Genomic DNA, 24,378 nt, shown 5'->3' with positions numbered 1-24,378 from the left:
TCAAGAGGAGGAGGTGAACTACCACTCAGCTAAAGACTGAGTGGCTTCTTGGTTCATTCCTCCCTCTATTGAGGGCAAGTCCCCAAGCTCATCCCCGTAGTCCCTACGGTGTCATAATCCAATTAGATTCTGATCTATGAGAGCGAATTTTTTGATATTGATAGCGGCATTAATGTCTCTATGGTGTTTGGTTTTACAGTCTGGACAAATCCATTCTCTGTCTTTTAGCTGAAGCTCTTTATTGTGGTATCCACACACACTACATAGCTTAGAAGAGGATTCAAATTGTCCTATTCTCAGGACGGTTTTTCCAAACCATTGAGCCTTATATTCCAACTTTGTTACAAAACTACTCCACGCAGAATCACTTATAGCCTGTGCTAAGTGATGATTCTTAACCATGCCTTTAACATTTAGAGTTTCCAGAGCTACAGCTTGGTTTTCGCTAACAAGTCTAAAAGAGAGTTTGTTCTGGAAGTCATTTCTCTGATTTGTTATTTTGTCATGCAGTACAGCAAGTCTTCGTTTAGCTTTTGCCCTGTTCTTAGAGCCTTTCTGTTTCCTTGAGACTCTTTTCTGTAATACTTTGAGCCTTTTAAGAGAGTTTTTCAAGTACTTTGGATTCTCAACCTTTTCTCCTGTTGAAAGGACAGCAAAGTCTTTGATACCTACATCAATTCCTACTGTTGTTGATTCTGTGAAAGCTTCCTTTACTGGAAGTTCTTTTCCATCTTCAACAAGGATACTGATGTAGTAATGTCCTTTACATGTCCTTGATACCGTAGCCGTTTTAGGCTCTCCTTCAAACTTCCTGTGAAGAACTGCTTTAATTGGTTCTATTTTTGGAAGCTTGATAGTATTATTTTCAAAGTTTACAGTGTAGTGTTGAGGTACAGGGAAAGACTGTATCGGATTCTTTTTTGATTTGAACTTTGGAAACCCTGTTTTCTCTCTAAAGAATCTAGTGAAAGCGGATTCAACCTGCTTAGTCATCCCCTGTAATGATTGAGAGTTAACTTCTCCTAACCACTCATTAGAAGCCTTTAGAGTAGGAATTAATTTGTTTAAGTCAAATCTGGAAAATTGATCCCCCTGTCTGCTCATAAGTTTTAATTTTCTGGTCAAGTGCCCAATTATAGACAAATCTACAGCTACCTATATGCTGATTCAATTGAATAGCTTGTGTAGTTGTAGGATAGAGTCTAAATTTGAACGCTTGCATCATACAAAGGCATTATATGCTTTAACAACACATGTACTTTTTGGTAAATACGAAGTATGAAACACGGAATCATAGCAAATTTTTGTTAATGTACCATGTTATTTTTGTTTGCAAATACCAAAAAGTCATATTTGAACCAATTAGCGAAGAACTCAAACAGATTATGAGTGACATTTCAAAAGAGTCTAACTTTGAAATCTTTGAAATGGAAACTGACAAAGACCATATTCATTTCTTGATCAAGAGTGAGCCGAAAGTTAGCGTTTTGTCAATTGTCAGAAAATTGAAACAAGAATATACTAACAGGTTATGGAAAACTCAAAAAGAATATCTGAAAAAGTATTATTGGGGTGAGAATACGTTATGGAGTGATGGTTATTTTGCGTATACTATCGGAAATGTGAGTAAAGAGGCGGCAGAATATTACATACGGAATCAGGGGTGAAGTTGACGCTTATATCCCCTGAGCTAAAGACTCAGGGGTTTTATGCTTCTTCATATAAAGATAAAAGTGAACTACCCCTAAGCTAAAGACTTAGCAGCTTCTCACTTCATAGAAAACCATCGACATTTCCATGAGTGTTAATTCGGGCTATACCATACCTACTGAGTTATGTCCATTCGTCCGTTTAGGCTTTACATGAATACGAACTTGGTACAGTGAATTTATGAAAGTTGACGCTTATATCCTATGAAATTAATATTTCATGGGTTTTACACTTCTTCCTGTAAAAACGACATTTCTGCAGTGCAGGCTGTAAAGCTAAAAATCACAGAACTTGGAAACACTGTAAGCCTCAATGATACGGTGTAAACAATAAAGGTAGCAGAAGAACTGAGACAGACATTTGTACAGGTGTTTGCGAAATACGGAGTTGTGATGGCGTAAAACCCGAGTTGCACTTTGGAATCTCAGGAAATCGGAGATTTTCGGGAAGTTACGATGTAATCGCAACAGTACGCGGTCCGTTTCGCTTCGCTCAAACGGACTAACTTTTCTTTTATTTTTATTTTTGTTTATACTTTTTTCCCATATTCCGCTCTGTTCCGTAAGAGCATATAGCTGAACCAAATAGCTGGAACAAAGTCATTGGACTATACCTGAGTCTTAGAAGTACACTCCAGTGTATGTTAAGTATATATAAATGACCCTGCATAAACTATTCTGGAAATTAATCTTTTAGTGTTAGAGGAATTGAAAATGGACGAATTAACCGAATCTCTCAAAGAAATGGCTCTGACCCTTGGAGCCTTCAAAGTGGGAATAGCAACCACGGAAAACCTTGCAGGCGGGCCCCCTTCTGCCGACCTGACATATGTGCTTCCTGAAGCAAAATCGGCAATCTGTTTCGCCCTGGCTTTTGACCAGAGCCTTATAGACCCGTACTTTAAAAAAGAGGATCATGAATCTCTTGAAACTAATAAAGTGCGGACAACCACCCTTGCCAACGGGGTCGCCCTGGAAATGGCAGGGTTCCTGCAGCAGATGGGGTACAAAGCTGTCCCTCAGGCTGCAAATTTCGTTTACAGGATGGACAGCGAAAACGGGCCTGAAGACATGAAACCCCCGATATCTCACAAGTACCTGGCAGTCCGCTCAGGTGTCGGATACTTCGGGTATTCCGGACAAATTATCACAAACAAATACGGGTCTGCAATTGTCCTGGCCTCAGTAGTTACAGACGCAGAACTTGTCCCGACAGACCCCCTGCCAGAAGAAGAAAATTACTGTGACGAGTGCAAGCTCTGCCTCAAAGTCTGTTCCTCCGGATTCGTGGACCCCGTTGAAAAGGTCACGGTTACTCTTGGGGGAAAAGAGTTCAGTTATGGGAAGCGAAGAAACTACTCCCGCTGCGGTTATGTCTGCGGAGGACTGTCAGGCCTGAACCCTTCAGGAAAATGGTCCACCTGGTCTCCAGCACGCTTTGAGATTGCCGAAAAAGACGAAGATGTTCCTGATATGCTGAATCCTGATGCGCAGATTCCTGCTATGCAAGCGTACATTGAAAGGCCAAAGATCAAAGGAGGATTTTTCTTCGCAGGGATGCCAGGTTACAGGCTGGAATACACCTGTTCCTGCTGTCAGCTTGTCTGCCACCCAGATAAGGAAGTAAAAAAAGCACGGTACAGAATGCTCATAGAAAGCGGTGTGATTATACAGGAACCCGATGGAACCCGCAGGGCAGTCTCTCCCGAAGAAGCAAAAAAATACCTTGAAGCCATGCCCCCGGAAAGGAGAAAACTTTACGAGTTGGTTTCAGAGGAATGATTTTTCCCTAAAAACGACTTTTTATTTTTCAGTATAGTTGTGCCAGCAGAGTTGCAACTCTGCAGTGAGCTGTCTGATTCGCTCGTTTTACTCGCTCAAGCAGACTAACTTTTCTATTACTTTTATTATTACATTTTTTATCCTGGGGCTTCCAAATTCAGAAAAAACGTGTTCTGAAAAACAGTACTAAAAGAAGTAGGCAAAAGGTCATTGGACTATACCTGAGTCTTAGAAGTACACTCCAGTGCAGGTTAAGAATATATCGGTGACCTTACATAAACTATACTGGGAATTAATCTTTTTTGGTGTTTAAGAGGAATAGGAAAATGAACGAACTAACCGAATCTCTCAAAGAGATGGCTCTGACCCTTGGAGCCTTCAAAGTGGGAATAGCAACAACTGAAACCCTTGCAGGAGGCCCCCCTTCTGCCGACCTGACCTATGTACTGCCTGAAGCAAAGTCAGCTATCTGTTTTGCCCTGGCTTTTGACCAGAGCCTTATCGACCCTTACTTCAAAAAAGAGGACCATGAATCCCTCGAAAAGAATAAGGTCCGGACAACCACTCTTGCCAACGGGATCGCCCTAGAAATGGCAGGGTTCCTGCAGCAGATGGGGTACAAAGCTGTCCCTCAATCTGCAAATTTCGTTTACAGGATGGATACGGAAAACTGGATGATGGACATGCACCCCCCTATTTCCCACAGGTACCTGGCTGTTCGCTCAGGGATAGGGCACTTCGGATACTCAGGAAACATTATTACAAAGGAATACGGGTCAGCGATTGTCCTGGCCTCAGTCGTTACTGACGCGGAACTGACTCCAACAGACCCTCTTCCAGAAGAAGAAAACTACTGTGACGAATGCAAGCTCTGCCTTTCAGTCTGTTCCTCCGGATACGTGGACCCGGTTGAGAAGGTCACTATAACCCTTGGAGGAAAAGAGTTTAGCTATGGGAAGCGAAGAAGCAATAGCCGCTGCTTCCTTGTCTGCGGAGGACTCGCAGGCCTCAACTCTTCAGGAAAGTGGTCTACCTGGTCTCCTGCGCGCTTTAAAATCCCTGAAAAGGATGAAGAGTTCATTGCTGCTCTGCCCGGTACCATAGAAGCTTACCTCGAAAGGCCGAAGATAAAGGGTGGGTTTTTTATTTGCCTGATTCCAGGAAATAGAATGGAATATACCTGTTCCAACTGCCACTTCGTCTGCCATCCAGACAAAGAAGTCCGAAAAGCACGGTACAGGATGCTCAAAGAAAGCGGCGTGGTCATACAGGAACCTGACGGTACCTGCAGAGCAGTCCCTCCCGAAGAAGCAAAGGAATATCTTGAAGCCATGCCCCCGGAAAGGAGAAAACTTTACGAATCGGTTTCAGAGGAATAATTAAGCAGAAATTAAGCAAAAAAAACGTATATCCTCTTCAAATAAGATGGGTTTTCATGTGTCTGCGGTAAAGAGAGGTATCATGTTGAATACATTCCTTGCCCCTCTACATTTGTTCCAGAATGCTTAATTCTCTTCAGAAACGAAAAAGAAACATATATCGCTGACACTTTCCATCACCCTGAATCCTTTACCAGTGATCACATATTCCCCTCTTTCATGTTGTTGAATGATCATACCGCTATCCGAGAGCTTCTGGAGATGGAATAAATGAGTGCATTGAAAAGATGATCGAAGCCGATGGCATCATATTGACAACACCCACATATGTTGCCGATCTGAAAAGTGAGATGAAAGCTCTGATAGAAAGGGCAGTTATAGTTTCTGGATCAGAGCATAATAGAGGAAAAGATCCACTTTTCAAACTGCAGACCATGAAAAAACTCGGTCAGAACATGGCGTGACTGCTGAAAAAGATAAGAGACTGATATATAAAGACATTTCCTCCAATATCTTACTCATCATTTTCATATTCAGTTTTGATACCTCCTTTCCAAACCTTCTTTTAAGCACAAGATTTAAAGTGATTACAAACTGATTATTTAAGTGGAGGGTAATTATGAAAGTTCTGGGAGTATCGGGTTCCCCGATTAAAGATAGCAATACGGATCGTGCTCTTAAAGCGGCACTTGAAGCAACAGGTATGGATTACGAATTTGTCAAGCTGATCGATTATACCATTGCTCCCTGCAAGGCCTGTCTGGGCTGCGTAGATACAAATGTCTGTGTAATTAAAGACGACGGCATTGCCCTGGCAGAAAAAGCTAAAGAAGCAGATGCTCTTATTATTGCAGGTTTTACACCATATTCCACCCTTGACTCACGTACAAAGGCATTCATTGAAAGGCTCTATCCGCTTCGCCATAGATACGGATTCATGAAGGGAAAACCAGGCGGGATCATAGTTACATGTGCAGTCCCTAAGGAATCATTTAAGTTGCCACCTGCATGTGAGAACGGCATTAATGCGATCACATATTACATGATGGAGGAAGGGATGGAGGCAGTAGGTTCTGTCAGGGTCCTTGGCAATAACCCCTGTGTGAAATGCAAATATGGAGACGAATGTGACATGAGCGGCATCAAGATGATGTTCGGCCCGGATGCAACTAAAGCGTCCGCAGGAATAAACAAATTTGAAGACCAGCCTGAAGCTGTCACTGCCGCAAAAGAACTGGGCAAGAAGATTGCAGAATACCTGAAGTCAAAAGAATGAATCGAAAACCCACTTAATTTTATATTTTTTTAATATTTTATATATAATGTTTATTGTGTAATTGTTTGAAGTTAACGATCCCTGGACTAAAGACTCAGGGGTTTCCTGCTGAAGGTATATAAAAAAAGTTCCCCTTTTCGTGCTTATCCTTACAGTTGTCATTTTATTCATTTTATACTCTGGACTCTAAGGCGGCTCAGAGTGAGACGCAAACAAATTCAAAGGTAAGTGCTTATTCCTCGGGGGACCCTCAGATTGACTTCCCGAGCAGGATCTATCTTTATGTAGAAGGAGACGATTCCACCTCTAAATACCTGAGTAAAACTCGAAGCGGAACTGGAAAAACATGCATGGAAATATCAGTCACCGATGCGGTTGAGGATAAGTATGATTTTCAAGCCCTTCTGGTGAATGTAAGTAAACAAGATGGGCTCAATACACCTGTTTACGCCTCTTCAGACCCGAATATCCTGTTATTCTATACCTCTGCGGGAGAGACACAAAATATTTTGAATAATTCAAAGAAAGAAATGTAACTGTAACTTTTGTAAACACGGGCTCCAGGGGTGGGGAAAAGCTGATACATGGGAATATGGAATTGCAGGATTCCACAAAAAGGATTGTGTCTTTAAAAGTTTACAGAAAGTATCTGGCTGAAGAAGCTGCGAAGAAAACCGTAGAACAGCTTCAACAGCAAATCAGCGTTTTTCCTTAAGCATTTTTCCTTAAGCGATTTTCCTTAAGCGTTTTTCCTTAAGCGTTTTTCCTTAAGCGTTTTTCCTTAAGCGTTTTTCCTTAAGTCCTGATTTTTCAGGGGCATTCACTTTAGCATTTTACACCAGATGTTCATATCTTCAAACCCCTCTCCTATCCTGCAGTTGTTCACGAGCCTGCCTGTGTAAGCATAGCCAAGGGAGACAAAGGCTGTGTTTATGCCAAAAGACAAAGCCCTGCAGAGAGTATAGGTACTCCGGAAGCCTCTGTTTGAAAGTTCTTTTTCCAGAGCTACAATAAGCTCTTTTATCAACCCTTTTCCTCTTTCTGAAGAAACTGTCAGGCAGTCAGTGATTTCAGCACTCCCGGTTTCGGAATCCATTTCTGCCGAAGCAAGGCTCACAATTTTCCCTTGCTTTTCCACAAGAAGGTAAAGGACATCGGAATCCATGGTTTTGAGCAGGTAGCTTTCCATGTGCACGGGAGTGGGATAAAATTGAAATTCCTGACTGTAAAGAGTTGCCATTGAGGAGGCATCAGCCTGGACTGCGAACCTGAGTACGTACTCTTCTGGAAGCTGGATTTTTTCTTTTTGTTTTTTCCAGCCCTCTTTTTTCCGGGAATTTCCTGATTTATGTGGGTGTTTTCCAGTCCCTCTACCCTTCCTCAGGCAATTTTTGATTACCTGATCCTCTTTTTCCTTATTAAAGGAAATTCCTCTAGATTTATCCAGGTAGCTTGAGAAAATACGGCAGTCCTTTTCGGGGTAATATCCTCTGATGATCCCTTCCTCTACATATCCGCAGTTTTTGACCTCGTGCCCTTTTTCTGGCGGAGTGTATACGATTATTTTTTCCATTTCTTCTGCTTCGGCAAGGGCTTCGAGGGCTCCGGAGATTTCTTCAAAAAACCCGGAAAAATCCATGATTTTTATTCTTCTATTGTAGTAATCAATAATGAGTTCAGCCTTTGCCCCTGGAGTATTCAGTTCTGCTTTTTTCCAATAGTCCGGGAGTTCTTCTTTAATCTCAAGCGTTAAAGGAACGTTTTTTTCCGCAGTAACACCTCCTTAAGTTATTAAACACTTTTTTTGCTTTCGGAGCACCGGTATTTCCTGGCTTTTTCCTCTTCAGAAACGCTGTTTTCTTTCAAGCCCTTCGGGCTCGATGGATATGACATCATTATCTTCATCACAGAGTTTTGCAAGGCCCGTATCACTTTTAAGCCCGGGGTTCTTATCGCAGATTGAACATTTTTGCTGGCACACCGCAGAATACTCTGCAGGTTCCGGGTATATGCAGATCACCCCTTCGTAATTCCTGAGGGTGACTCCATTATCTGAATTTGAGATAAGGTAATTGGGTCCAACAGGGATTTTTCCTCCTCCACCAGGAGCGTCGACCACAAAAGTAGGGACAGCAAGCCCTGAGGTATGCCCCCTGAGCATCTCTATGATCTCTATACCCCTTGCAACTGAGGTTCTGAAATGTTCCAGCCCGAAGGAAAGATCGCACTGGTAGAGGTAATAGGGCCTGGTCTTTATCTTCAGGAGTTCGTGACAGAGTTTTTTGATTATTACCGGACAGTCGTTTACTCCCCTGAGGAGTACGGACTGGTTGCCCAGAGGGATTCCTGCACGGGAAAGCATATCCATTGCCTTTTTAGCTTCAGAAGTAATCTCTTTTGGGTGGTTAAAGTGGGTGTTGAGCCAGACCGAAGGGTATTTCCCCAGGATTTCACACAGTTCCGGGGTTATGCGCTGGGGCAGGGTTACAGGAGCCCTTGTGCCTATCCTTACTATCTCCACATGAGGAATATCAAAAAGTTCCCTTAAGAGCCAGTCCAGCCTCTCATCAGAAACAAGAAGGGCATCTCCCCCCGAAAGCAAGACATCCCTTATTTCAGGGTGCTCCCTGACATACTCGACCCCCTCCCTGATTACCTGTTCAGAATAGTCATGTTCTCTGTTGCCGACCCTGCGTTTGCGGGTGCAGTGCCTGCAGTACATCCCACAGCGATTTGAGATAAGGAAAAGTACCCTGTCCGGGTACCTGTGAGTTATGCAACTCTCTTCAGAAGGAGAGTCACTATCCTCGCATAGAGGATCTTCAAGTTCCCATGATGATTTTTGAAGTTCAGCTGAAAGGGGTACAGCCTGCATTCGGATAGGACATTCCGGGTCTTCCGGATCAATAAGGGAAGCATAATAAGGAGATATCGCCATTGGAAAAACGTCAAGCGCTTTCTTTATGTCTTTTTTTTCAGGCTCCGAAAGCGGAACCAGTTTTTCAAGCTCTTCCACGGTAGTAATTCTGTGCCTGTATTGCCATTTCCAGTCTGAAAATTCTTCATTAGATGCGTTAAAATAGTCTTTAATTTTAGATCTCACGTTTAAACCTCGTGAAAGCTGGAAGAAAAATTAAGGGACACATGTCCAAAATATAGTAAATGGAATCCTGATTAGGATAAAAAATCCTGTCTTTTCCAGCTTATTTAAAGAAAATGCGTCTTTAATTGAATAATACTAAGATTTAATGCATATATTAAATACTTTTTTGTTAAAGAAGTTTTAAAAATTTCCCTTTTTCAAAAATAAATCTTAAAAATCACTATTATATTCATGACAATTTTAGATTTCACCTTTTTCTGTCCTTTTATCTTCTTTTAAAATTACAATTCTTCTGGCATTCTCTATTTTGCTTCCTCTGGGGAGAGTATATGCACATAAAAAGGAAGAAAAGAAATTGATTCTTTATTTAGCAGTTTCCGGAATGTAATAAAATTTTCATAAAGAGATAAAGGCTATAATTTACATTTAATTATCTAATAGAGTTTATTTAAGGGTTTTAGGGTTAAAAAAAGATTTTAATGCCCTATAATTCCATTTTTACATTTATTTTCCGGATATATCCCCGATGAATTTTGTTATTGCCAGGGTACCCCATTGCAGGGGTGTTTCCACTTTGCATCAATGAAATATATATTAATTTAGAAATCAATCTACAATTGATGGTATCATTACTTTTAAGGGACCTTCTGATTATTTTCGGGCTCTCGATCCCTGTAGTCTTTGCATTTTCCAGACTAAGGATTGTACCGCTGGTGGGCTTTTTAATTGCAGGTATCATTGCCGGGCCTTTTGGGCTCGGGTTGATTCAGGAGAGCGGAGAAATCGAATTGCTGGCCGAGATAGGGGTCGTACTCCTGCTTTTCACCATAGGGATAGAGTTTTCCCTGCGCGACCTCCTGCAGCTCAAGCGAATAGTACTCCTTGGAGGTGGGCTTCAGCTTTCAATTACTACTCTTGCGATCACTATTATTTTCTTGCTGCTGGGGAGCTCCAGGGAAACTTCTATTTTCCTGGGGACGCTGGTAGCACTGAGCAGCACGGCAATTGTCCTTAAGATCCTGCAAGAAAGAGGAGAGATCTACAGTGCCCACGGGAGAACTTCACTGGGAATCCTGATTTTCCAGGACGTGGCTGCAGTGGTAATTATCCTCCTGACTCCCCCTCTTGCGGGCGTTTCGGGAGAAGGAAACGGCTTTTTAGAGCTTATCCTGCAAGCCCTGGGGCTTGTCCTGCTTACCCTGATCAGCGCCAGGTATGTGGTTCCTTTTATTATGTACCAGGTTGCAAGGACCCGCAATAGTGAACTTTTTCTCCTGAGTGTGGTGGTAATAGGGCTCTCTGTTGCCTGGATAACCTCCATGGCAGGGCTCTCCCTCGCCCTCGGGGCTTTCCTGGCAGGGCTGATTATTTCCGAGTCCGAATATGCAACCCAGGCCCTTGGAAACGTCATCCCCTTCAGGGATATGTTCATGAGCATCTTTTTTATCTCCATAGGGATGCTGCTTGACCTGGACATCCTGAGGCAGCACTTATTCCTGATCCTGACTGCCACTTTTGCAGTGCTGCTACTCAAGGCTTTCATAAATGCCCTGAGCACCTTCCTTATCGGTTTTCCCCTGAATACGATGATCCTGGTAGGCTTTTCCCTTTCCCAGGTAGGAGAGTTTTCCCTGATCCTTGCAGGTGTCGGTTTTGAAAACAGGCTCCTTTCCGCAGAAATCTATCAGGAGTTCCTGGACGTGGCAGTGCTTTCCATGGTGCTTACCCCTTTCATCATGGGTATGGCCCCCCGAGCTGCGGCTTTCGCTCAGGGGCTTTCCCTTCCCCCGGTGCTAAAATCCGGCTGGTACAGAGGGTTTTTAGAGTACAGCAGAAAAGGAGGAATTGAAAACCATCTGATCATTATAGGCTACGGAGTCAACGGAAGAAACGTTGCGACCGCTGCCCGGGCAGCTTTGATTCCCTACAACATAATCGACATCAACCCGGATACCGTAAGGAAAGAAAAGTCAAAAGGAGAACCTATTATGTACGGAGATGCAGCCCAGAAAGCCGTATTGGAACATGCAGGCATCAGGGCTGCAAAATCAGTTGTTATAACTGCAGGCGACCCCGTAAGTGCACAGAGGATCATTGAAGCGGCAAGGAGGTTGAATCCTGAAATCCATATTATTGCAAGAACCCACTTCCTGAGTGAACTCGACCGATTTTATGCTCTTGGGGCGGATGAGGTCATCTCGGACGAATTTGAAAGTTCCATAGAACTCTTTTCCCGGGTGCTCCACAAGTACATGGTCCCTTTCAGTGAGATAGAAACAATGGGAAACCAACTTCGAGCTAACCACTACAGGATACTTCGCAGCCCTGAAATGCGCCGGAAAAGTATCTGTGAAATTTCCCTTGACTTTTCCGATGTAGAAATCCGAAGCGTAAGAGTAGGGAAGAATTCGGAAGCCACGGGGCAAACTCTGGTGGACCTTAATATCCGGAAGAAGTATGGAGTTTCTGTGCTTGCAATTTCCAGGGACCACAAGCTAATCTATGATCTGGGAGCTGAGACAGAACTTAAGTCCGATGATATCCTGCTTGTGATAAGCCCTCCGGAGAGACTTGAAGAGCTTAGAGAGCTTTTTGAGGAGAAGAAATGAGAAAATTCATTTTATTTCAAACCGGTGTATTACTGTAGGCAACCAAAATAAGTACAAAAAGAGTAATACAAAATATAATTTCAGCATATCTTAAAAATTTATCCTCCATAGTTATAATAATGGGTTAATCAGATATAAATTATTTAGTACAGTGCAGATAAAATGCGAAAAACCCTCTGATACAGATTAACTATTTTAGATGGACTGCTGAACAGGTTTAAAACTTCAAATTTTTATATGGAATTTCGATTTTTAGAGATTTAAACAATCTGGCACAATGTTCCAGATTAAGATTAAGCAGCTGAAATTCCTATCAGACACACTCGAAGAGGACAACCCCCTCTTCAAATATTCTTCTTCAAACCTTTTTTCCAGACCATATTTATTCAGAGTTTTTAACTATTCTTCCCATTCCGAAATCTATAAATAATGTAATATTTATCCAACTTAATGTAAAATATACATTACATTTTGTATACCTATATTGACAATATGTCATTAGAAGTATACTTGGAGTTAAAATTGAAAAAATGAAAATGATAACTATTGTAATTGGAAAATATATGAAGAGGTTTTTCAGATGAAAAAAAAGCAATTTAGAATGATTACCCTACTGATCACGATGATCATGGGGGCTGTTGTAGGTTTTTCAGTCTCGATAGGAAATCCGGCGCTTGCAGCAGGTGTTGTACTCGCAGGCATGGCGGCTATGTACAATTTAAAAAGCAGGCTGGAAGGTGTGGTTGAAGATGAGAGGATTCAACAGGTTAGCCAGAAGGCTTCGCGCGTTACTCTCCAGATAATGGCATTGGGCCTTGCCCTTGGAGGTGCAGTCCTGATAGCCATGAGGAATACATATCCCGGACATACTGACCTTGGTTTCTTCATGGCATACGCAAGCTGCGGTGTCCTTGTGCTTTACACTCTATTTTACAGGTTTTACAACAGGGAATATGGGGGCTGGGATGAAGAATAATATTAAAGTTTACAGGGCAATTCATGACCTTACCCAGGAAAGTCTTGCTGAAAAGGTGGGGGTAACAAGGCAGACAATAAACGCTATTGAAAAAGGAAAATATGACCCTTCCCTTGATCTTGCGTTCAGGCTTTCCAGACTTTTTAACACAAGCATTGAAGATATTTTTCTCTACGAGGACGGCAAGAATTGAGAGGTCCCCTGTAAAGAGACATATAAACCTTTTTTTTAAGATACCGGAACATCATCTTCTTAATAAAAACAGTAAAAAGTATTTTCTCAGTTATTGCCTGAGTTCTCCCCCGATTTGTCACAAAAGCAGACATTATAATAATTTTTCCAGCTAAACTTAACTTTCACGAGCCCTTCCACGCAAATAAACCTGAAGTAAAAGACCATATAATCAGGATATTATATTTGACAAAATCGAGATCTAATAAAGAACTGAGATTTCAGTGCATAAGTTCATTTTCTTAATTGGGGGTTTAAATCTACTGCGTCCGGAAAATCAAGAACAATTTCCAAATAAATTTATAAAGAATGAACAAGTAGTTAAATATAGATGTCTGTTTATAAGACCTCAGTTTGAAAGCTGATATATGGTAACAATGGAAATCTCGGAAATAAAGAATAAAATCAACAGGTAACAGGCAAATAAAAACATCTATTGAAAATAAGAATATCAACAAAACATCTATTGAAAATAAGAATATCAACAGGAGTTAACAAATATGCTGCAATCTTTTATAGTAGAGCACTACCTGGAGAGTGCCGTGGATGTTTACTGTGGTGGGCCAGATATATTCAAGGGGGAAGTAAAAGCCTGTGCAGACAATGTACTCACCCTCGAAAATCAAATTGCGTGCGGCCACCCCAACCTAAAGGATGGGGTATGCTGATGGGCCGCCCGCCCGGTTATTCTGGTACTTAGAAATCGTCAATTTTCCGTTGCCTAGACTTTAATCTATATGATTGAACCTCTGTTTTCGGTTTTCCCTGCGACTCCTTAATGTAGTGCTTGATTGTGTCAGCGGTTACATTTCCAACGGATCGATAGAATTTACCACTTGACCATAGACTTCCACCCCAATATCGTGTTCTCAGTTCAGGATGAAGCTTGAACAATCTGTAAGAACTACCTCCTTTCAAGTATTGAACCACCTCTGATAGAGAGGTGCTTGGGTGGAATTCCAGGAACAGGTGAACATGATTATCTACAACTTCCAGAGCATGGATTTTGTAGCCTTTCTCTGTGCAAATATTGTGGAATATAGACTCGCAATCCTTTTTAACTCGTTTATTGTAGAATATCTTGTATCGATACTTAGGCACCAACACGATGTGGTAGGTAATCTGACCATAGCCATGGCTAAAACTGCGCAATTCCAACGCTTATCACATCCTAGCCATAGGTAGCTGGAACCACCTGTGGCTATGGTGTCAAAAAACCTCATTTTACAAAAAAACGATGATTGATACAGTTTAAGCGAATACAAAACAGCCAGCGAGGGTTCACTTCATCCCCGACCTGAAGGTCAGGGTATTCGTGACCCTCTGCACTCCCATAGTAATAAAGGAAAACTGACGCATTTAGCCATTGACAAGATTGTTGCCTTGTGGGCTCAGTAAGTTCAAAACTTTAAATTTCAGGATCACTTAAAGGATCACTTAAAATAGGAGAAGTTCCAAAGTGGGAAACCTCGTCCCTTTCCATTACTTTTTTACAAAAAGCTGAAACTGTTTTTTCTTTGCAGCTTATAGTTTGATGCAACTTTTTGCATGGGAGGCAATGAACTCCCTCATGAGTTTTGCTCCAAGCATGGCTGTCTGTCCGGAATCATATTCAGGAGCAATTTCAACAATGTCAAAAGCCATTGAGAAAGGAGCAAGAGTCCTTATTGCAGTTCTGACATCCCGGGCACTGAGGCCAAAAGGCTCAGGTGTGCCTAGACCAGGAGCGTAAGCAGGGTCTATTGCATCCATGTCAAGGGAAAGGTAGAGCTGGCTGCAATCCAGCCATTCGATTGCTTCTTTGAGGACTTCGACCATCCCCATGGATTCAACATCATCTGCCGTGTAGTATTTCAGGCTATTTTCCCTGGCAAAAACCCATTCTTCTTCCGGGCCGCTCCTTATGCCTATGGAAACAAGATTCTCCGTGACCTGATCGAGAATATTCCTGGATACACATGCATGGTTATGCTTGAACCCCCTGTACTCCTGCCTGAGGTCAAAGTGGGCATCAAGGACAAGAACTCCGAAATCATCTCCTGCAAACTCGGCACACGCTTTAACCGTAGAATAAGTCAGAGAATGTTCTCCTCCAAGCATAATTGGAAGCTTTCCGTCATTCAGTAAACCCTTTACATTTTCGTAAAGATCCCACAGGGTCTCGTCAACTGAAGCTGAAGTTTCCAGGTTCCCGGCATCATAAATAGGAAGATCCACAAGGTCAATGTCAAAAGTATGGTTATAACTTTCAAAATTTGCAGAGACCTGCCTCATCGCATCCGGAGCCCAACGGCTGCCTGCGCGATACGAGGAGGTGTTGTCAAAGGGTACACCGAAAATAACATAACGTGCAGACTCATAGTCTGCAAGGGCATCTATAAAGGAAGTGGGTAAAAACATACTCTTACCTGAGGTAAATTGTTCACTTAAAAAAAGAGTTCAGGTTATTAACCTGAGATTTCTCCTGCTTTTCAGGGTTTATGTCCTTATATCGAGTTTGACTTTTCCAAGAGCTGTGATATAAGAAATTTCCTCGCCCTCTTTTACTTTATCCTTGTATTCCTCAGGGATTATAATCTCAAATGTTGAGAAATCCCCCAGATCCATGAGCTGAGCGATTTCGCCGACGATTGAGATTACCTGTGCATTCTTCCGTTCCACAATCGGGATATATACTTTGTTTGCAACAGAGCCGATATAGGAGCGCTTCTGACCGTCAAATAGGCCAATTGTCTCTATTCTTGCCTTTGCAGATCCATGTTTCCCGGGTTTGGATTTTGTAATGCTCTTTATAACGCATGCTTCGTCGTCGACGATCATGTACTTCCCTTCTTTTAACTCCTTAACTTCAACCTGCTGTTTCATAACAAATCTCCCTTACGTTTTAGCTATGTGCATCAATAAGTTGTAAGCACCATACCGAATTTGCTGGAAATTTTCCAGTGCCAATTCCGGTGAAGTGGTATAAGATGGCTGTTCTAATTTTTAAGCCTGTCTACCCTTTTATCCATACTTTGCTTACTTGCTCTGTATAGAAAAACTGGAAAGTAATTACTACCTGAATGCATGTACAATCTCACAGATAGAGAACTAATACGATTAATTATCCTAGAGTATATAACGCTTATGAGAGATTTCGTATTTCCGAGCACAAAAATTAGAGAAAAAGTCCTAAATAATCGGATTATTCCACTAATGTGAACGAAGTCTTCAAGATTATAGGTAAAATTTGGCTGTTTGAATGAGGTCCAGACGAACCCCGTTCCTGTGGAATTTGAGGTACATGCAAAATCCGCAGCCTGTTTTCAGGTTTTCTTTATCATCCAAGTCCAAGTTCTCTCAGTTTTCCCTGAGAGGGTACTCCTTCCTTATTCCAGCCACGATAACGGTAATAATCCTGAAGAGCAGCTTCAAACTCCTGCCTGGGAATCCCATCTCCTCTTTCTTCGCTGCCGGTTTCAAACAACCTTTCCGGAAGAGTATCATCTTTCCGTGTAAACCCCGCTCTCAAATTATAAATCCTCTCCAGATTCCAGATTCTTTCTCCTGCTTTCAGGAGTTCCGCAGGAGATACGTCTATCCCGGCCCCCGAATGTAGAAGAGCTGAACAGAGTTCCTCATTGATGGCAAAAATCGAAAACGGACAGAACACAAGAGAATCCAGCACAGCAGTCAAGTTTTCAAATACCTGCAGAATTCCAGCTTTTCCTTTGAGGCTGAAACGATCAAGGAGCAGAGGCTTTCCAAGTACTTCGGGCCCGACCATAAAGGCTGTGAGGTAATCTCCTCCGTGACAGGAAGTCGCGTAAGCAAGGGCCTGTCCTCTAATCCCCCGGGGATCAAAACCTCCGAGTTCTAGACCCTTTACATCCATACTGAGGTATTTCCTATCCCGGGTCAAGAGGTACTTTCTGGAGCCTTTTCCGGGTTCGCTTCCTTCTCCGATTCCTGCAAGCAGGGTTTCAAGTTCCCTGACATTCATTTTCCTGGATTGGAGTTCTGCACAGGCGCCAAGCACGGAACCTGCAGAAATGGGGTCAAGCCCGTAATCCTTGCAGATTCTGTCTGCCAGGAGCACCGAATCAAATACCTGATTTTCAAGGTTGAACCCGAAAGCCCAGAGGGAATCGTAGTCAGGAAGAACCTGCCCGGTTTTTTTAATCCTTCGTTTACAGCCCAGAGGACAGGCAGAGCAGCTTTCTTTCTCAAGCTCGAAGCTGGTTTTGATATACTCCCCTGAAAACAGGTCCGCAAAAGTAATTTCCCTTCCGGAAAAGTTTTTGCATGGAATGAGTCCCATATAATCCAGAAGCTTTACAAATGCAGGCGTACCATAATTTGCAAGCCCTTTGGAGAGCACGGGATTGGCTTCAAAAAGCTTTAGCATTTTTGTTTCAAGTTCTTTGAACTTTTCAGGACTGGCTGGTAAACACTCTTTTTCCCCTTTTACAACCACTGCCTTCAGCAACTTTGAGCCCGCAACCGCTCCCAGCCCCCCCCTTCCGCTGTGGATGGAATCAATGACGAAAGAAGAAATAAGAACTTCATTTTCTCCTGCCCTGCCTATGCAAGCTACGTTTCCTTTACTTTTCAGGGCCTCGGTGCATGCGTCAGTACCTTTTCCCCAGAGCTGGCTTGCCTGCACAATTTTAATCTCATCTCCCCTTACTTCCACAAAGGAAGGTTGTTTTGCCTTTCCAGCAAGAACCAGGGCATCGATTCCAGCTTTTTTCAGTTCTCGCCCAAAGCCCCCACCTGTGTTCCAGCTGAATACGGTGCCTGTGAGAGGAGATTTCGAAGTAAGGACTGTCCCTGAAGCCATGGGGGCAATGCCTGTAAGCGGCCCGATAGTGAAAATCAGGGGGTTTTCGGGGCTAAGAGGGTCAATATCAGGATCTGAAAGCTCGAAAAGTAACTTAACTCCAAGTCCTCTGCCGCCCAGGTACATTTGGATTAATCTTTCATCGGTACCGGTGACGGTAACTGCTTCGGAGCTAAGGTCTACATATACTGTTTTTCCTGTCCAGCCAGCCATATCAATCCCATATTATATTATTATTCGTCCATTGCGTGAATTCTGTCCTTTCCTTAAACTCTTTAACTGCTCTATAGAAATATTTGCCTTAAAGCCTTTCTATTGAGAAGCAATTTTTAATCAGGATCTGTACTGTGAAGATCTTGAAAGAGCCAGACTTTAAGGCAAAGAAATCTTAGATAATATTACATGAATCTGGAGAAACCTTACATCATTTCTGTATATGCCCTTGTCCGGAACGAAAAAGGAGAATTCCTGCTGCTCATGCGCTCGGAAAACTCCCATACCAACCCTGGGAAATGGGATCTTCCAGGCGGGAAGGTGAACCCGGAAGAGTCGCTTAAAGAGGCAGTTATACGTGAGGTCTGGGAGGAAACGGGAATTTCAATCGTTCCAGGGGAAATTGCAGGGGAAGTAACCTTTGAACTTCCGAGAAAAAAGGTTATTGCTATTGTATTTAATGGGGGGTATGTTGTCGCTGACGTTAAATTAAGCTATGAACACATGGAATATGCCTGGACTTCCCTTGAAAGTATTCTTGAAATGGAGACACTTCCTGCATATTTCAGGGATTTTTTCAAAAGGTTTGCCCTCGAAAACAAAAAACCTTACAAGCCTCCAGTTTGATCCGAAAAATATGCCTATCTATTCTTTCTCATTTGAAGTACTTATCTTCAAGTTTTTTTCTTTTTTTCCGGCTGTACTGCCAGCTTACACCAAGGAACAGGAGAATTGCAAGAGCTATAAAACCTGCCGCACGCAGCAGAGTTCCATATTTGCTCAAAAGAATGGGGTTCACATTATCCCTGAGTTCGTACTCAGGATACATTATATCTCCCCGATCATTGCTGTGCCCGAGGCCAAGAGCATGCCCGAGCTCATGCTTTGCAATGGTGAGCATGGTTGCGTCGCCATACTGCCGCCAGCCCCTGCCCTGATAGTTTCCAACCTCAAGGACTATATCCACTTCAACGAAACGGTCTCCAGAGATACTGGGTTTTGCATAGCCTGCTACACCCGAAGGAGCACCTGCAACGTTCTCCAGGTTTTCCACCCACATTATTTTTATGTCAGCGTCTTCGGAGTCAACAATCTCAAAAACAGGGCTGTATTCGAGGTTACCGTTTCCTCCTTCTTCCCAGTATTCAAGAGCCTTTTCTATTTGTTCATAGTATGTAGGGCTATAATGGGGCGGTATATTTTTGTCGTCTACGTACACTGTGATAGGAGAATGATTCCAAGGTTTCTCGAGAATCTTCTCTGAACTAGCCCCGGATACTGGTAAAACAGCAGGTAAAACCAATACCATCAGCAATAAGATGAAAGGTAAAATTATTTTAAAAATGTTGTTTTGATTAATACAAATGAACCTCCGTATCGGCAATACTATTAAGTTCAATTGTGATCATTAGTATAAATATTATCACAACCGATTTATATAAATATTATTACAACCGATTTACATATCTTTTTAGAGATATTGTATCAGTCGGAATATATATTTTTATAAATATTGTTATAGATCTCATTATGAATATTATTATGAATCATATTAGGAATATTAATATCAGGTGGACCTGTTGAACCTAAGGATTTCTCAGGATGTCTTGACGAAGTATATAAATTACGTTAATCAAAGACCTGAAAGATCTGTTAAAAAATAAGCCTTAAGATTATAAGAATTTAACTTCACAATATATTTCCCAAAAATTAACCGAGAATTTGATTTGTAAACCGATTTTTAATTTAAACTGATCTTCAAAAATCATTTTTCAAAATAAAATCTAAAATTGAACTTTTAAAGTAAGCTTGAAGAAGTAAAATTTCTAGAATTTTGCTTACTGGTTACTTAATATTACTTAATATTAGCTCCTGCGATATTGCATACTTCGCAATCAGGATCGCAGCATTGTTCATTTTCTTCGTTTTCGTCGTCATCACCAGGGAATTCGGAGGCAAGAGCCCTTGTACTTTCTGCAAGTACTGCAGCGTTGGACAGGGATGCCCCTATCATTATTGCAGAAAATATTTTTTCTTTTGGGATTTCTTTTCTTTTTGCGATTCTTATATGCATTTTCAGGCAATGCTCGCAGCGGAGGGCAGAAGCCACACCTATTGAAATAAGCTCTACAGATTCCGGGTCGAGATTTTTGAACTCTCGCATGATGGAATTATCATAAAGAGTTTTTGGGATGAAGAGCTCAGGGAGGTCTTTCATAAAATTCATAATGTAAGGAACTTCCCCATACTGCTTCCGGACATCCTCGAGGAGTTCCGGAATGACCTTCTCGGGATCATTTTTTAAAATTTCTACAATATCCTCAAGTTCCATAAGAAACCACCAGCACACATTAACGTAGAAACCTGGTCAGGCACCGTTTTTCGGGCAAGGATTTACAGTTTAAAGGATAAGTGAAAAGGCACAAACCCAGTAAAAATGTAAAGTGGATAAATTTTAACCCAACAGAATTCGGATCAAATTGCAAAACCAACGTCAGACTTAGATTTGATTTTTATCAATATATAATTTTTCATTTTTGATCTGGAAATATTTGCAAGCTCGGAAAGGATGACCCCTTCATCAAACTCCAGCTTTTCAATTTTCTCATGGTATTCATCGTATGGCAGTTTGACCCTGATCCCGTCAAGCTGAAGAGTGAGAGGGGCAGGAGAGAGCACCCTGTGGATTTCCGGAACCTGGTTTTCGATCTCCTTCATGACTCGTGCAGGAAGCACTGCAAGGGGGTCTTTTGCCTGCTGCTGGCGAATCTCAGAAGCGATCTTTGAAACCCCTTCATTCAGGTTTTCGAGGGCATTAATCTCTTCTGTTCTTCTTAATCTGTGAGAAACCCTTCCGATATTTCCAATGTAGAGGTCTGCCCCGGGGACATCTTCGGTTTTCAGTTCAGTAGGCCCTCCTGTAACCACAATAGGGATCTCAATGCCTTCAAAGAGTTTCGGCTTCTTTTTTGTAATACAATCACTGAAAGACCCAAAGGTAAAAACCGCAATATCATGCTCGTTGATAAGCTTTCTTTCATAGTCCATAGACAGGGAGACCCTGCGACCCATTCCCCTTGCAAGCCCGATCATATTTGTATTGGCTCCAGGATGGCGGAGGTATTCTGCTATATCGCAAGCCGAATGTGGGAGGTGGTGTGAGGCAAGAGTGGGAGAGACAACTGCAATCTCTACCCCTGTAAGAGGAGCTTCCAACAGAACCCCGAGCAGTTCGGCTGAGAGCTGTTTTACAAGATCAATATCTTTTTCAGGGATAAGCATTATAAGATTGACTTCGACCCCGGTAACTACTTTCTGAATTATGTAGCCTCCGAGGTCTTCCATTAGTTCGATTAAAAGCCCGTGTTTATGAACCCCACCGGTGTAAAGATAGGGTAGGAGTACAACCATCTTAATTCTTCCCTCCTTCCATCAGTTCGTTAAGCATTGTTCCTGCTTCTTCAATCCACTCCTGTTTCAATGCTTCCTCAGATGCCACAAAAACAAAGCGATTACCTTTATATAGATGGTAGCGAACCCTGAACCCCTCGGGAGTGGCACGAATCGCAAAATCTACAAGGTTTTCATGAAGCCTGTGCCTCGGGTCTGCAACCATCATTTCTTTAAGAAAAGCCGCCTCTTCTGCTGGTTTATCTGTGGTTATAGCTACAGTCCAGCGGTCCGGCTGGCGGATATTCGCCTTCCCGTAGCGCTCCCAGAGTTTCCCAAGCAGTTCCGGAATGTACTGCTCTTTTTTGATCGAAATCATTATTTCACTGGCGAGAGGTTTTGCTTCCACGTCAGCAATATCGATTACCGTAACCCTGGTGCCAACATCCCTGAGAATGATTGCCATCTGGAAGAGAGAATCTTCAGGTCTCAGCACTACCTTGATCCTTCCTATTGCAGGAGCAAGCTTGAGACTTGCAAGGTTGTCCTCGATAATCTTCCTGTAAAACTCCTGCTCCGAATCAATCGCAGACTTGACAATAAAGATCTCTAACGATTCCATTATGACCTCACTCCTCCACATAGCCTGAAGCAAGAAGTGCTGCTCCTACCGCCCCAATCAAGTGGGAGTTTTCCGGTACAAGAACCTCAATTTTAAGAAGGTCTCCGAGAGCTTTAGGGACTCCTTCGATAAGGGAAGACCCACCTACAAGGATCAACGGCTCTTTTACGTCCACTTCCTGTAACTGCTGTTCGTATATCTGTTCTACCACACTATAACAGGCTGCAGCTGCCACGTCTTCCGGGGTAGCTCCTCTGGCAAGAGAGTTTACAAGGGACTGTATCCCGAAGACTATGCAGTAACTGTTCATGTTTACATTTTCCTGCATACCCTTGACAGCAAGTGCCCCGAGTTCCGTAATATCCACACCCAGACGCTTTGAGATCATTTCAAAGAAACGTCCCGAGGCTCCAGCACAGATCCCCCCCATTGTGAACATGCCCGGGATTCCGTCTTCAACAGATATCGCCTTGTTGTCCATACCTCCTATATCAATGACCGTTGCAGAGCCTTTTTGCCTGCCTGCAAGGTAGACAGCTCCCTTTGAGTTGACAGTAATTTCTTCCTGGATAAGCTGAGCGTTGAAATGGCTCCCTATAAGGAAACGACCGTATCCAGTAGTGCCCAGAGCCTGTACTTCTTCTCTGGTAACTCCGGCTTCTTTAAGGGCCTGAGAGTAGGCTTCTTCTGCACTTTCAAGGACTTTTGTTGTGGGCACCCAGCCTTTCCCTATGATCTTGTTATCCCTCATAACCACAGCTTTTGTGGTTGTTGACCCCGAATCAATTCCCGCAGTCAGTCCAGTCTGGACTTCCCGGGCAAGGAGATGCCTGCGCCTGGCAATTGTGGTCAGGGCTTCAAGGCGGGTCAGCAGAGTGCCTGCACTTGTCCGTTCGGTAAATGAATAGCTGATTACAGGGATCTCGGAGTGCTTATGGATGTACCTTCGGACCTCGTTTCGAACAATGGCTCCTTCTGCACAACGGAAGCAGGTAGTAATAAAGACTCCATCTACTTTTGTCAGACCTTCAACGACGGCTTTTGCCCGTGCCATCATGAGCCTGAGGTCCCCACTTGCAACTTCAAGCCCGAATTCTTTACCTATGGTATCTATTGATGCAATATCAATTTCAGGAAAAATGAATTTTGCATTTACTTTGGCTGCGGCAGCTTCAAATTCTGGCTGAACTCCGGCATACTCAGAGCCGCAGGAGACCAGAGCAATCTTTACAAGTCCAGATTCCTCGGCACTCATTACTCAGCCCCCTTTTCTGCCGGTTCATCCTCTACTGGCTTTTCATCTTCTTCTGGCAACCCCTCTTCTTCAGGATTTTCTTTTGGCAGTGATTGTAGAAATGCAGCGATTTTGCTCACGAAGTCACGAGCATCCTCATTTGATTCCGGGTATTTTACTTCCAGAATAGGAACCCCTTTATCGCGCACCAGATATTTCATCAGTTCGTTTGTGCGGTTACAGCCCACACAGCCAAAGTTTGCGGGTGGATTTTCAACTATTATTGCAGCTTCGGTTTTTTCTATAAGGGGGCCTATTAGAGCCATCCTGCCCCTTACTCCAGCCGGAACTTCAACCGCAGCATATCGAAGCCCGATTTTTGGGTCTTCCGGAGTAATATTAATAGGGGGAGAATCCAGGCTGATGTTTGTAACTTTTTCTTTTACCTGATTCATCATTGTAAGGGGTTTATGCTCAAAGCGCTCAACCAGGTCAGACAAAATAAGACTGTTTACAGGGTAAATGAAAACCTTTGCCAAAAAATTCACCTCGCAAGCTCTTCTTCAATAATATTTTCCAAATCAGAAACTTTAAGCCTGCTTTTCTCTTTGCGCTTTTCTTTTACGGACCCATTTGCGTCCAGTTCATCAAGTGCAGCCCCTATGGCAGGGAGCATCTTCACTTCTTCCCTCAGGAAATGGAATCCCGGCCTCGGGCCTCCACCCCGGCTTGCCCGGCAGCGCCTCTCATCGCCGGCAGGAAATCCCCTCTCTTTTATAAAAATATGGTTTTTATCCATCTGCTGGATCTTTTCTACCACCGCAAGGACATCCTCCTCTGGTCCTGTTACAATAAGTCCAAAGCATGTCTCCTTTACAATAACCGGAAACTCTGATTCATAAATCTTCATGGCTGCATCCGCAGGTAGCACTATATCCGAACTGATTACAATGTACTTTGTAATCTCATTTTGTTTTATTTCTGTCATCTTCTGTCTCTCCTCAACTTCGGGAGACTTCACCTGTGATAAAT

At 42.8% G+C, this 24,378-nt stretch carries 25 protein-coding genes and 1 pseudogene; 12 read left to right on the top strand and 14 right to left on the bottom strand.

Annotation, left to right across the window (positions count from 1 at the left end; translation table 11 throughout):
* Window positions 1–111: 111 nt before the first annotated feature.
* Window positions 112–1,225, bottom strand: a pseudogene (gene tnpB / locus MSWHS_RS02295) (IS200/IS605 family element RNA-guided endonuclease TnpB).
* A gap of 28 nt (window positions 1,226–1,253) precedes the next feature.
* Here tnpB and tnpA (MSWHS_RS02290) point away from each other — a divergent pair.
* The 7 genes from tnpA (MSWHS_RS02290) to MSWHS_RS19915 all read left to right on the top strand — a co-directional run bounded on the left by tnpA (MSWHS_RS02290) (window position 1,254) and on the right by MSWHS_RS19915 (window position 6,682).
* On the top strand, window positions 1,254–1,667 hold the full coding sequence (gene tnpA, locus MSWHS_RS02290) for an IS200/IS605 family transposase (protein WP_048158713.1): 414 nt from the start codon (window positions 1,254–1,256) through the stop codon (window positions 1,665–1,667).
* Between the two features lie 246 nt (window positions 1,668–1,913).
* Complete coding sequence (locus MSWHS_RS21890; RefSeq protein ID WP_255353712.1) at window positions 1,914–2,036, top strand: hypothetical protein; 123 nt, start codon at window positions 1,914–1,916, stop codon at window positions 2,034–2,036.
* 387 nt (window positions 2,037–2,423) lie between these two features.
* Window positions 2,424–3,491, top strand: a complete 1,068-nt coding sequence (locus MSWHS_RS02285; protein WP_048158712.1) for an epoxyqueuosine reductase — start codon at window positions 2,424–2,426, stop codon at window positions 3,489–3,491.
* A gap of 326 nt (window positions 3,492–3,817) precedes the next feature.
* On the top strand, window positions 3,818–4,870 hold the full coding sequence (locus MSWHS_RS02280) for an epoxyqueuosine reductase (protein WP_048125671.1): 1,053 nt from the start codon (window positions 3,818–3,820) through the stop codon (window positions 4,868–4,870).
* Window positions 4,871–5,157: 287 nt separating this feature from the next.
* Window positions 5,158–5,334 (top strand): hypothetical protein, encoded by a 177-nt coding sequence (locus MSWHS_RS18795; RefSeq protein ID WP_082088003.1) that lies wholly within the window; start codon window positions 5,158–5,160, stop codon window positions 5,332–5,334.
* 155 nt (window positions 5,335–5,489) lie between these two features.
* Window positions 5,490–6,146, top strand: coding sequence for a flavodoxin family protein (locus tag MSWHS_RS02275; protein WP_048125665.1), 657 nt, complete (start codon window positions 5,490–5,492; stop codon window positions 6,144–6,146).
* A gap of 155 nt (window positions 6,147–6,301) precedes the next feature.
* Window positions 6,302–6,682 (top strand): hypothetical protein, encoded by a 381-nt coding sequence (locus MSWHS_RS19915; RefSeq protein WP_156148052.1) that lies wholly within the window; start codon window positions 6,302–6,304, stop codon window positions 6,680–6,682.
* Window positions 6,683–6,966: 284 nt separating this feature from the next.
* Here MSWHS_RS19915 and ablB read toward each other — a convergent pair whose 3' ends face one another.
* Together ablB and ablA are read right to left on the bottom strand one after the other, a co-directional pair.
* Entirely contained in the window at window positions 6,967–7,815 is an 849-nt protein-coding gene (gene ablB / locus MSWHS_RS02260) for a putative beta-lysine N-acetyltransferase (RefSeq protein WP_255350505.1), read from the bottom strand.
* Between the two features lie 174 nt (window positions 7,816–7,989).
* Window positions 7,990–9,249 (bottom strand): lysine 2,3-aminomutase, encoded by a 1,260-nt coding sequence (gene ablA, locus MSWHS_RS02255; protein WP_048158711.1) that lies wholly within the window; start codon window positions 9,247–9,249, stop codon window positions 7,990–7,992.
* A gap of 620 nt (window positions 9,250–9,869) precedes the next feature.
* Between ablA and MSWHS_RS02250 the strand changes: the two genes are divergently transcribed.
* From MSWHS_RS02250 to MSWHS_RS20815, 4 genes are all read left to right on the top strand, one after another.
* Window positions 9,870–11,858 (top strand): cation:proton antiporter, encoded by a 1,989-nt coding sequence (locus MSWHS_RS02250; RefSeq protein WP_048125657.1) that lies wholly within the window; start codon window positions 9,870–9,872, stop codon window positions 11,856–11,858.
* Window positions 11,859–12,438: 580 nt separating this feature from the next.
* Window positions 12,439–12,834, top strand: coding sequence for a DUF2178 domain-containing protein (locus tag MSWHS_RS02245; RefSeq protein ID WP_048158710.1), 396 nt, complete (start codon window positions 12,439–12,441; stop codon window positions 12,832–12,834).
* Window positions 12,824–13,027 (top strand): helix-turn-helix transcriptional regulator, encoded by a 204-nt coding sequence (locus MSWHS_RS02240; protein ID WP_048158709.1) that lies wholly within the window; start codon window positions 12,824–12,826, stop codon window positions 13,025–13,027. Before MSWHS_RS02245 ends, MSWHS_RS02240 begins: the two co-directional genes overlap by 11 nt.
* A 538-nt stretch (window positions 13,028–13,565) precedes the next feature.
* Window positions 13,566–13,733 carry an MM0924 family protein gene (locus MSWHS_RS20815; protein WP_197074007.1) on the top strand — a complete coding sequence of 56 codons (168 nt, stop codon included), beginning with the start codon at window positions 13,566–13,568 and terminating at the stop codon, window positions 13,731–13,733.
* A 28-nt stretch (window positions 13,734–13,761) separates the two neighbouring features.
* On the opposite strand, the gene tnpA (MSWHS_RS18790) is transcribed toward MSWHS_RS20815, so the two are convergent.
* The 4 genes from tnpA (MSWHS_RS18790) to MSWHS_RS02220 form a co-directional block, all read right to left on the bottom strand.
* Entirely contained in the window at window positions 13,762–14,223 is a 462-nt protein-coding gene (gene tnpA / locus MSWHS_RS18790) for an IS200/IS605 family transposase (protein WP_082088120.1), read from the bottom strand.
* Window positions 14,224–14,589: 366 nt separating this feature from the next.
* Window positions 14,590–15,465, bottom strand: coding sequence for an agmatinase (gene speB, locus MSWHS_RS02230; protein WP_048125649.1), 876 nt, complete (start codon window positions 15,463–15,465; stop codon window positions 14,590–14,592).
* A gap of 78 nt (window positions 15,466–15,543) precedes the next feature.
* A complete protein-coding gene (locus MSWHS_RS02225; RefSeq protein WP_048125647.1) occupies window positions 15,544–15,930 on the bottom strand; it encodes a translation initiation factor IF-5A in 387 nt (128 codons plus the stop codon).
* Between the two features lie 454 nt (window positions 15,931–16,384).
* Complete coding sequence (locus MSWHS_RS02220) at window positions 16,385–18,100, bottom strand: aldehyde ferredoxin oxidoreductase family protein (RefSeq protein ID WP_048125645.1); 1,716 nt, start codon at window positions 18,098–18,100, stop codon at window positions 16,385–16,387.
* 189 nt (window positions 18,101–18,289) lie between these two features.
* On the opposite strand from MSWHS_RS02220, the gene MSWHS_RS02215 reads away from it, so the two are divergent.
* On the top strand, window positions 18,290–18,727 hold the full coding sequence (locus MSWHS_RS02215; RefSeq protein WP_048125643.1) for an NUDIX domain-containing protein: 438 nt from the start codon (window positions 18,290–18,292) through the stop codon (window positions 18,725–18,727).
* 28 nt (window positions 18,728–18,755) lie between these two features.
* Here MSWHS_RS02215 and MSWHS_RS02210 read toward each other — a convergent pair whose 3' ends face one another.
* The 7 genes from MSWHS_RS02210 to MSWHS_RS02180 all read right to left on the bottom strand — a co-directional run bounded on the left by MSWHS_RS02210 (window position 18,756) and on the right by MSWHS_RS02180 (window position 24,334).
* On the bottom strand, window positions 18,756–19,409 hold the full coding sequence (locus MSWHS_RS02210; RefSeq protein WP_048158708.1) for a matrixin family metalloprotease: 654 nt from the start codon (window positions 19,407–19,409) through the stop codon (window positions 18,756–18,758).
* A 546-nt stretch (window positions 19,410–19,955) separates the two neighbouring features.
* The gene (locus MSWHS_RS02205) at window positions 19,956–20,432 is read right to left on the bottom strand and encodes a carboxymuconolactone decarboxylase family protein (RefSeq protein WP_048125639.1); all 477 of its coding nucleotides are present in this window, start codon (window positions 20,430–20,432) and stop codon (window positions 19,956–19,958) included.
* A 143-nt stretch (window positions 20,433–20,575) separates the two neighbouring features.
* On the bottom strand, window positions 20,576–21,511 hold the full coding sequence (locus MSWHS_RS02200; protein WP_048125637.1) for a methanogenesis marker 7 protein: 936 nt from the start codon (window positions 21,509–21,511) through the stop codon (window positions 20,576–20,578).
* Between the two features lies 1 nt (window position 21,512).
* Complete coding sequence (locus MSWHS_RS02195) at window positions 21,513–22,112, bottom strand: methanogenesis marker 17 protein (protein WP_048125635.1); 600 nt, start codon at window positions 22,110–22,112, stop codon at window positions 21,513–21,515.
* A gap of 7 nt (window positions 22,113–22,119) precedes the next feature.
* Window positions 22,120–23,367, bottom strand: a complete 1,248-nt coding sequence (locus tag MSWHS_RS02190) for a methanogenesis marker 15 protein (protein ID WP_048125633.1) — start codon at window positions 23,365–23,367, stop codon at window positions 22,120–22,122.
* The gene (locus MSWHS_RS02185) at window positions 23,367–23,885 is read right to left on the bottom strand and encodes a methanogenesis marker 5 protein (protein ID WP_048130174.1); all 519 of its coding nucleotides are present in this window, start codon (window positions 23,883–23,885) and stop codon (window positions 23,367–23,369) included. The genes MSWHS_RS02190 and MSWHS_RS02185 overlap by 1 nt, the downstream gene beginning before the upstream one ends.
* A gap of 5 nt (window positions 23,886–23,890) precedes the next feature.
* Window positions 23,891–24,334, bottom strand: coding sequence for a methanogenesis marker 6 protein (locus MSWHS_RS02180; RefSeq protein ID WP_048125631.1), 444 nt, complete (start codon window positions 24,332–24,334; stop codon window positions 23,891–23,893).
* Window positions 24,335–24,378: the final 44 nt, after the last annotated feature.

It is taken from the genome of Methanosarcina sp. WWM596, assembly GCF_000969965.1.
Taxonomy (GTDB): domain Archaea; phylum Halobacteriota; class Methanosarcinia; order Methanosarcinales; family Methanosarcinaceae; genus Methanosarcina.
Note: the sequence above shows the minus strand (reverse complement) of the source record. Positions and strands in the feature narration are given on the sequence as shown.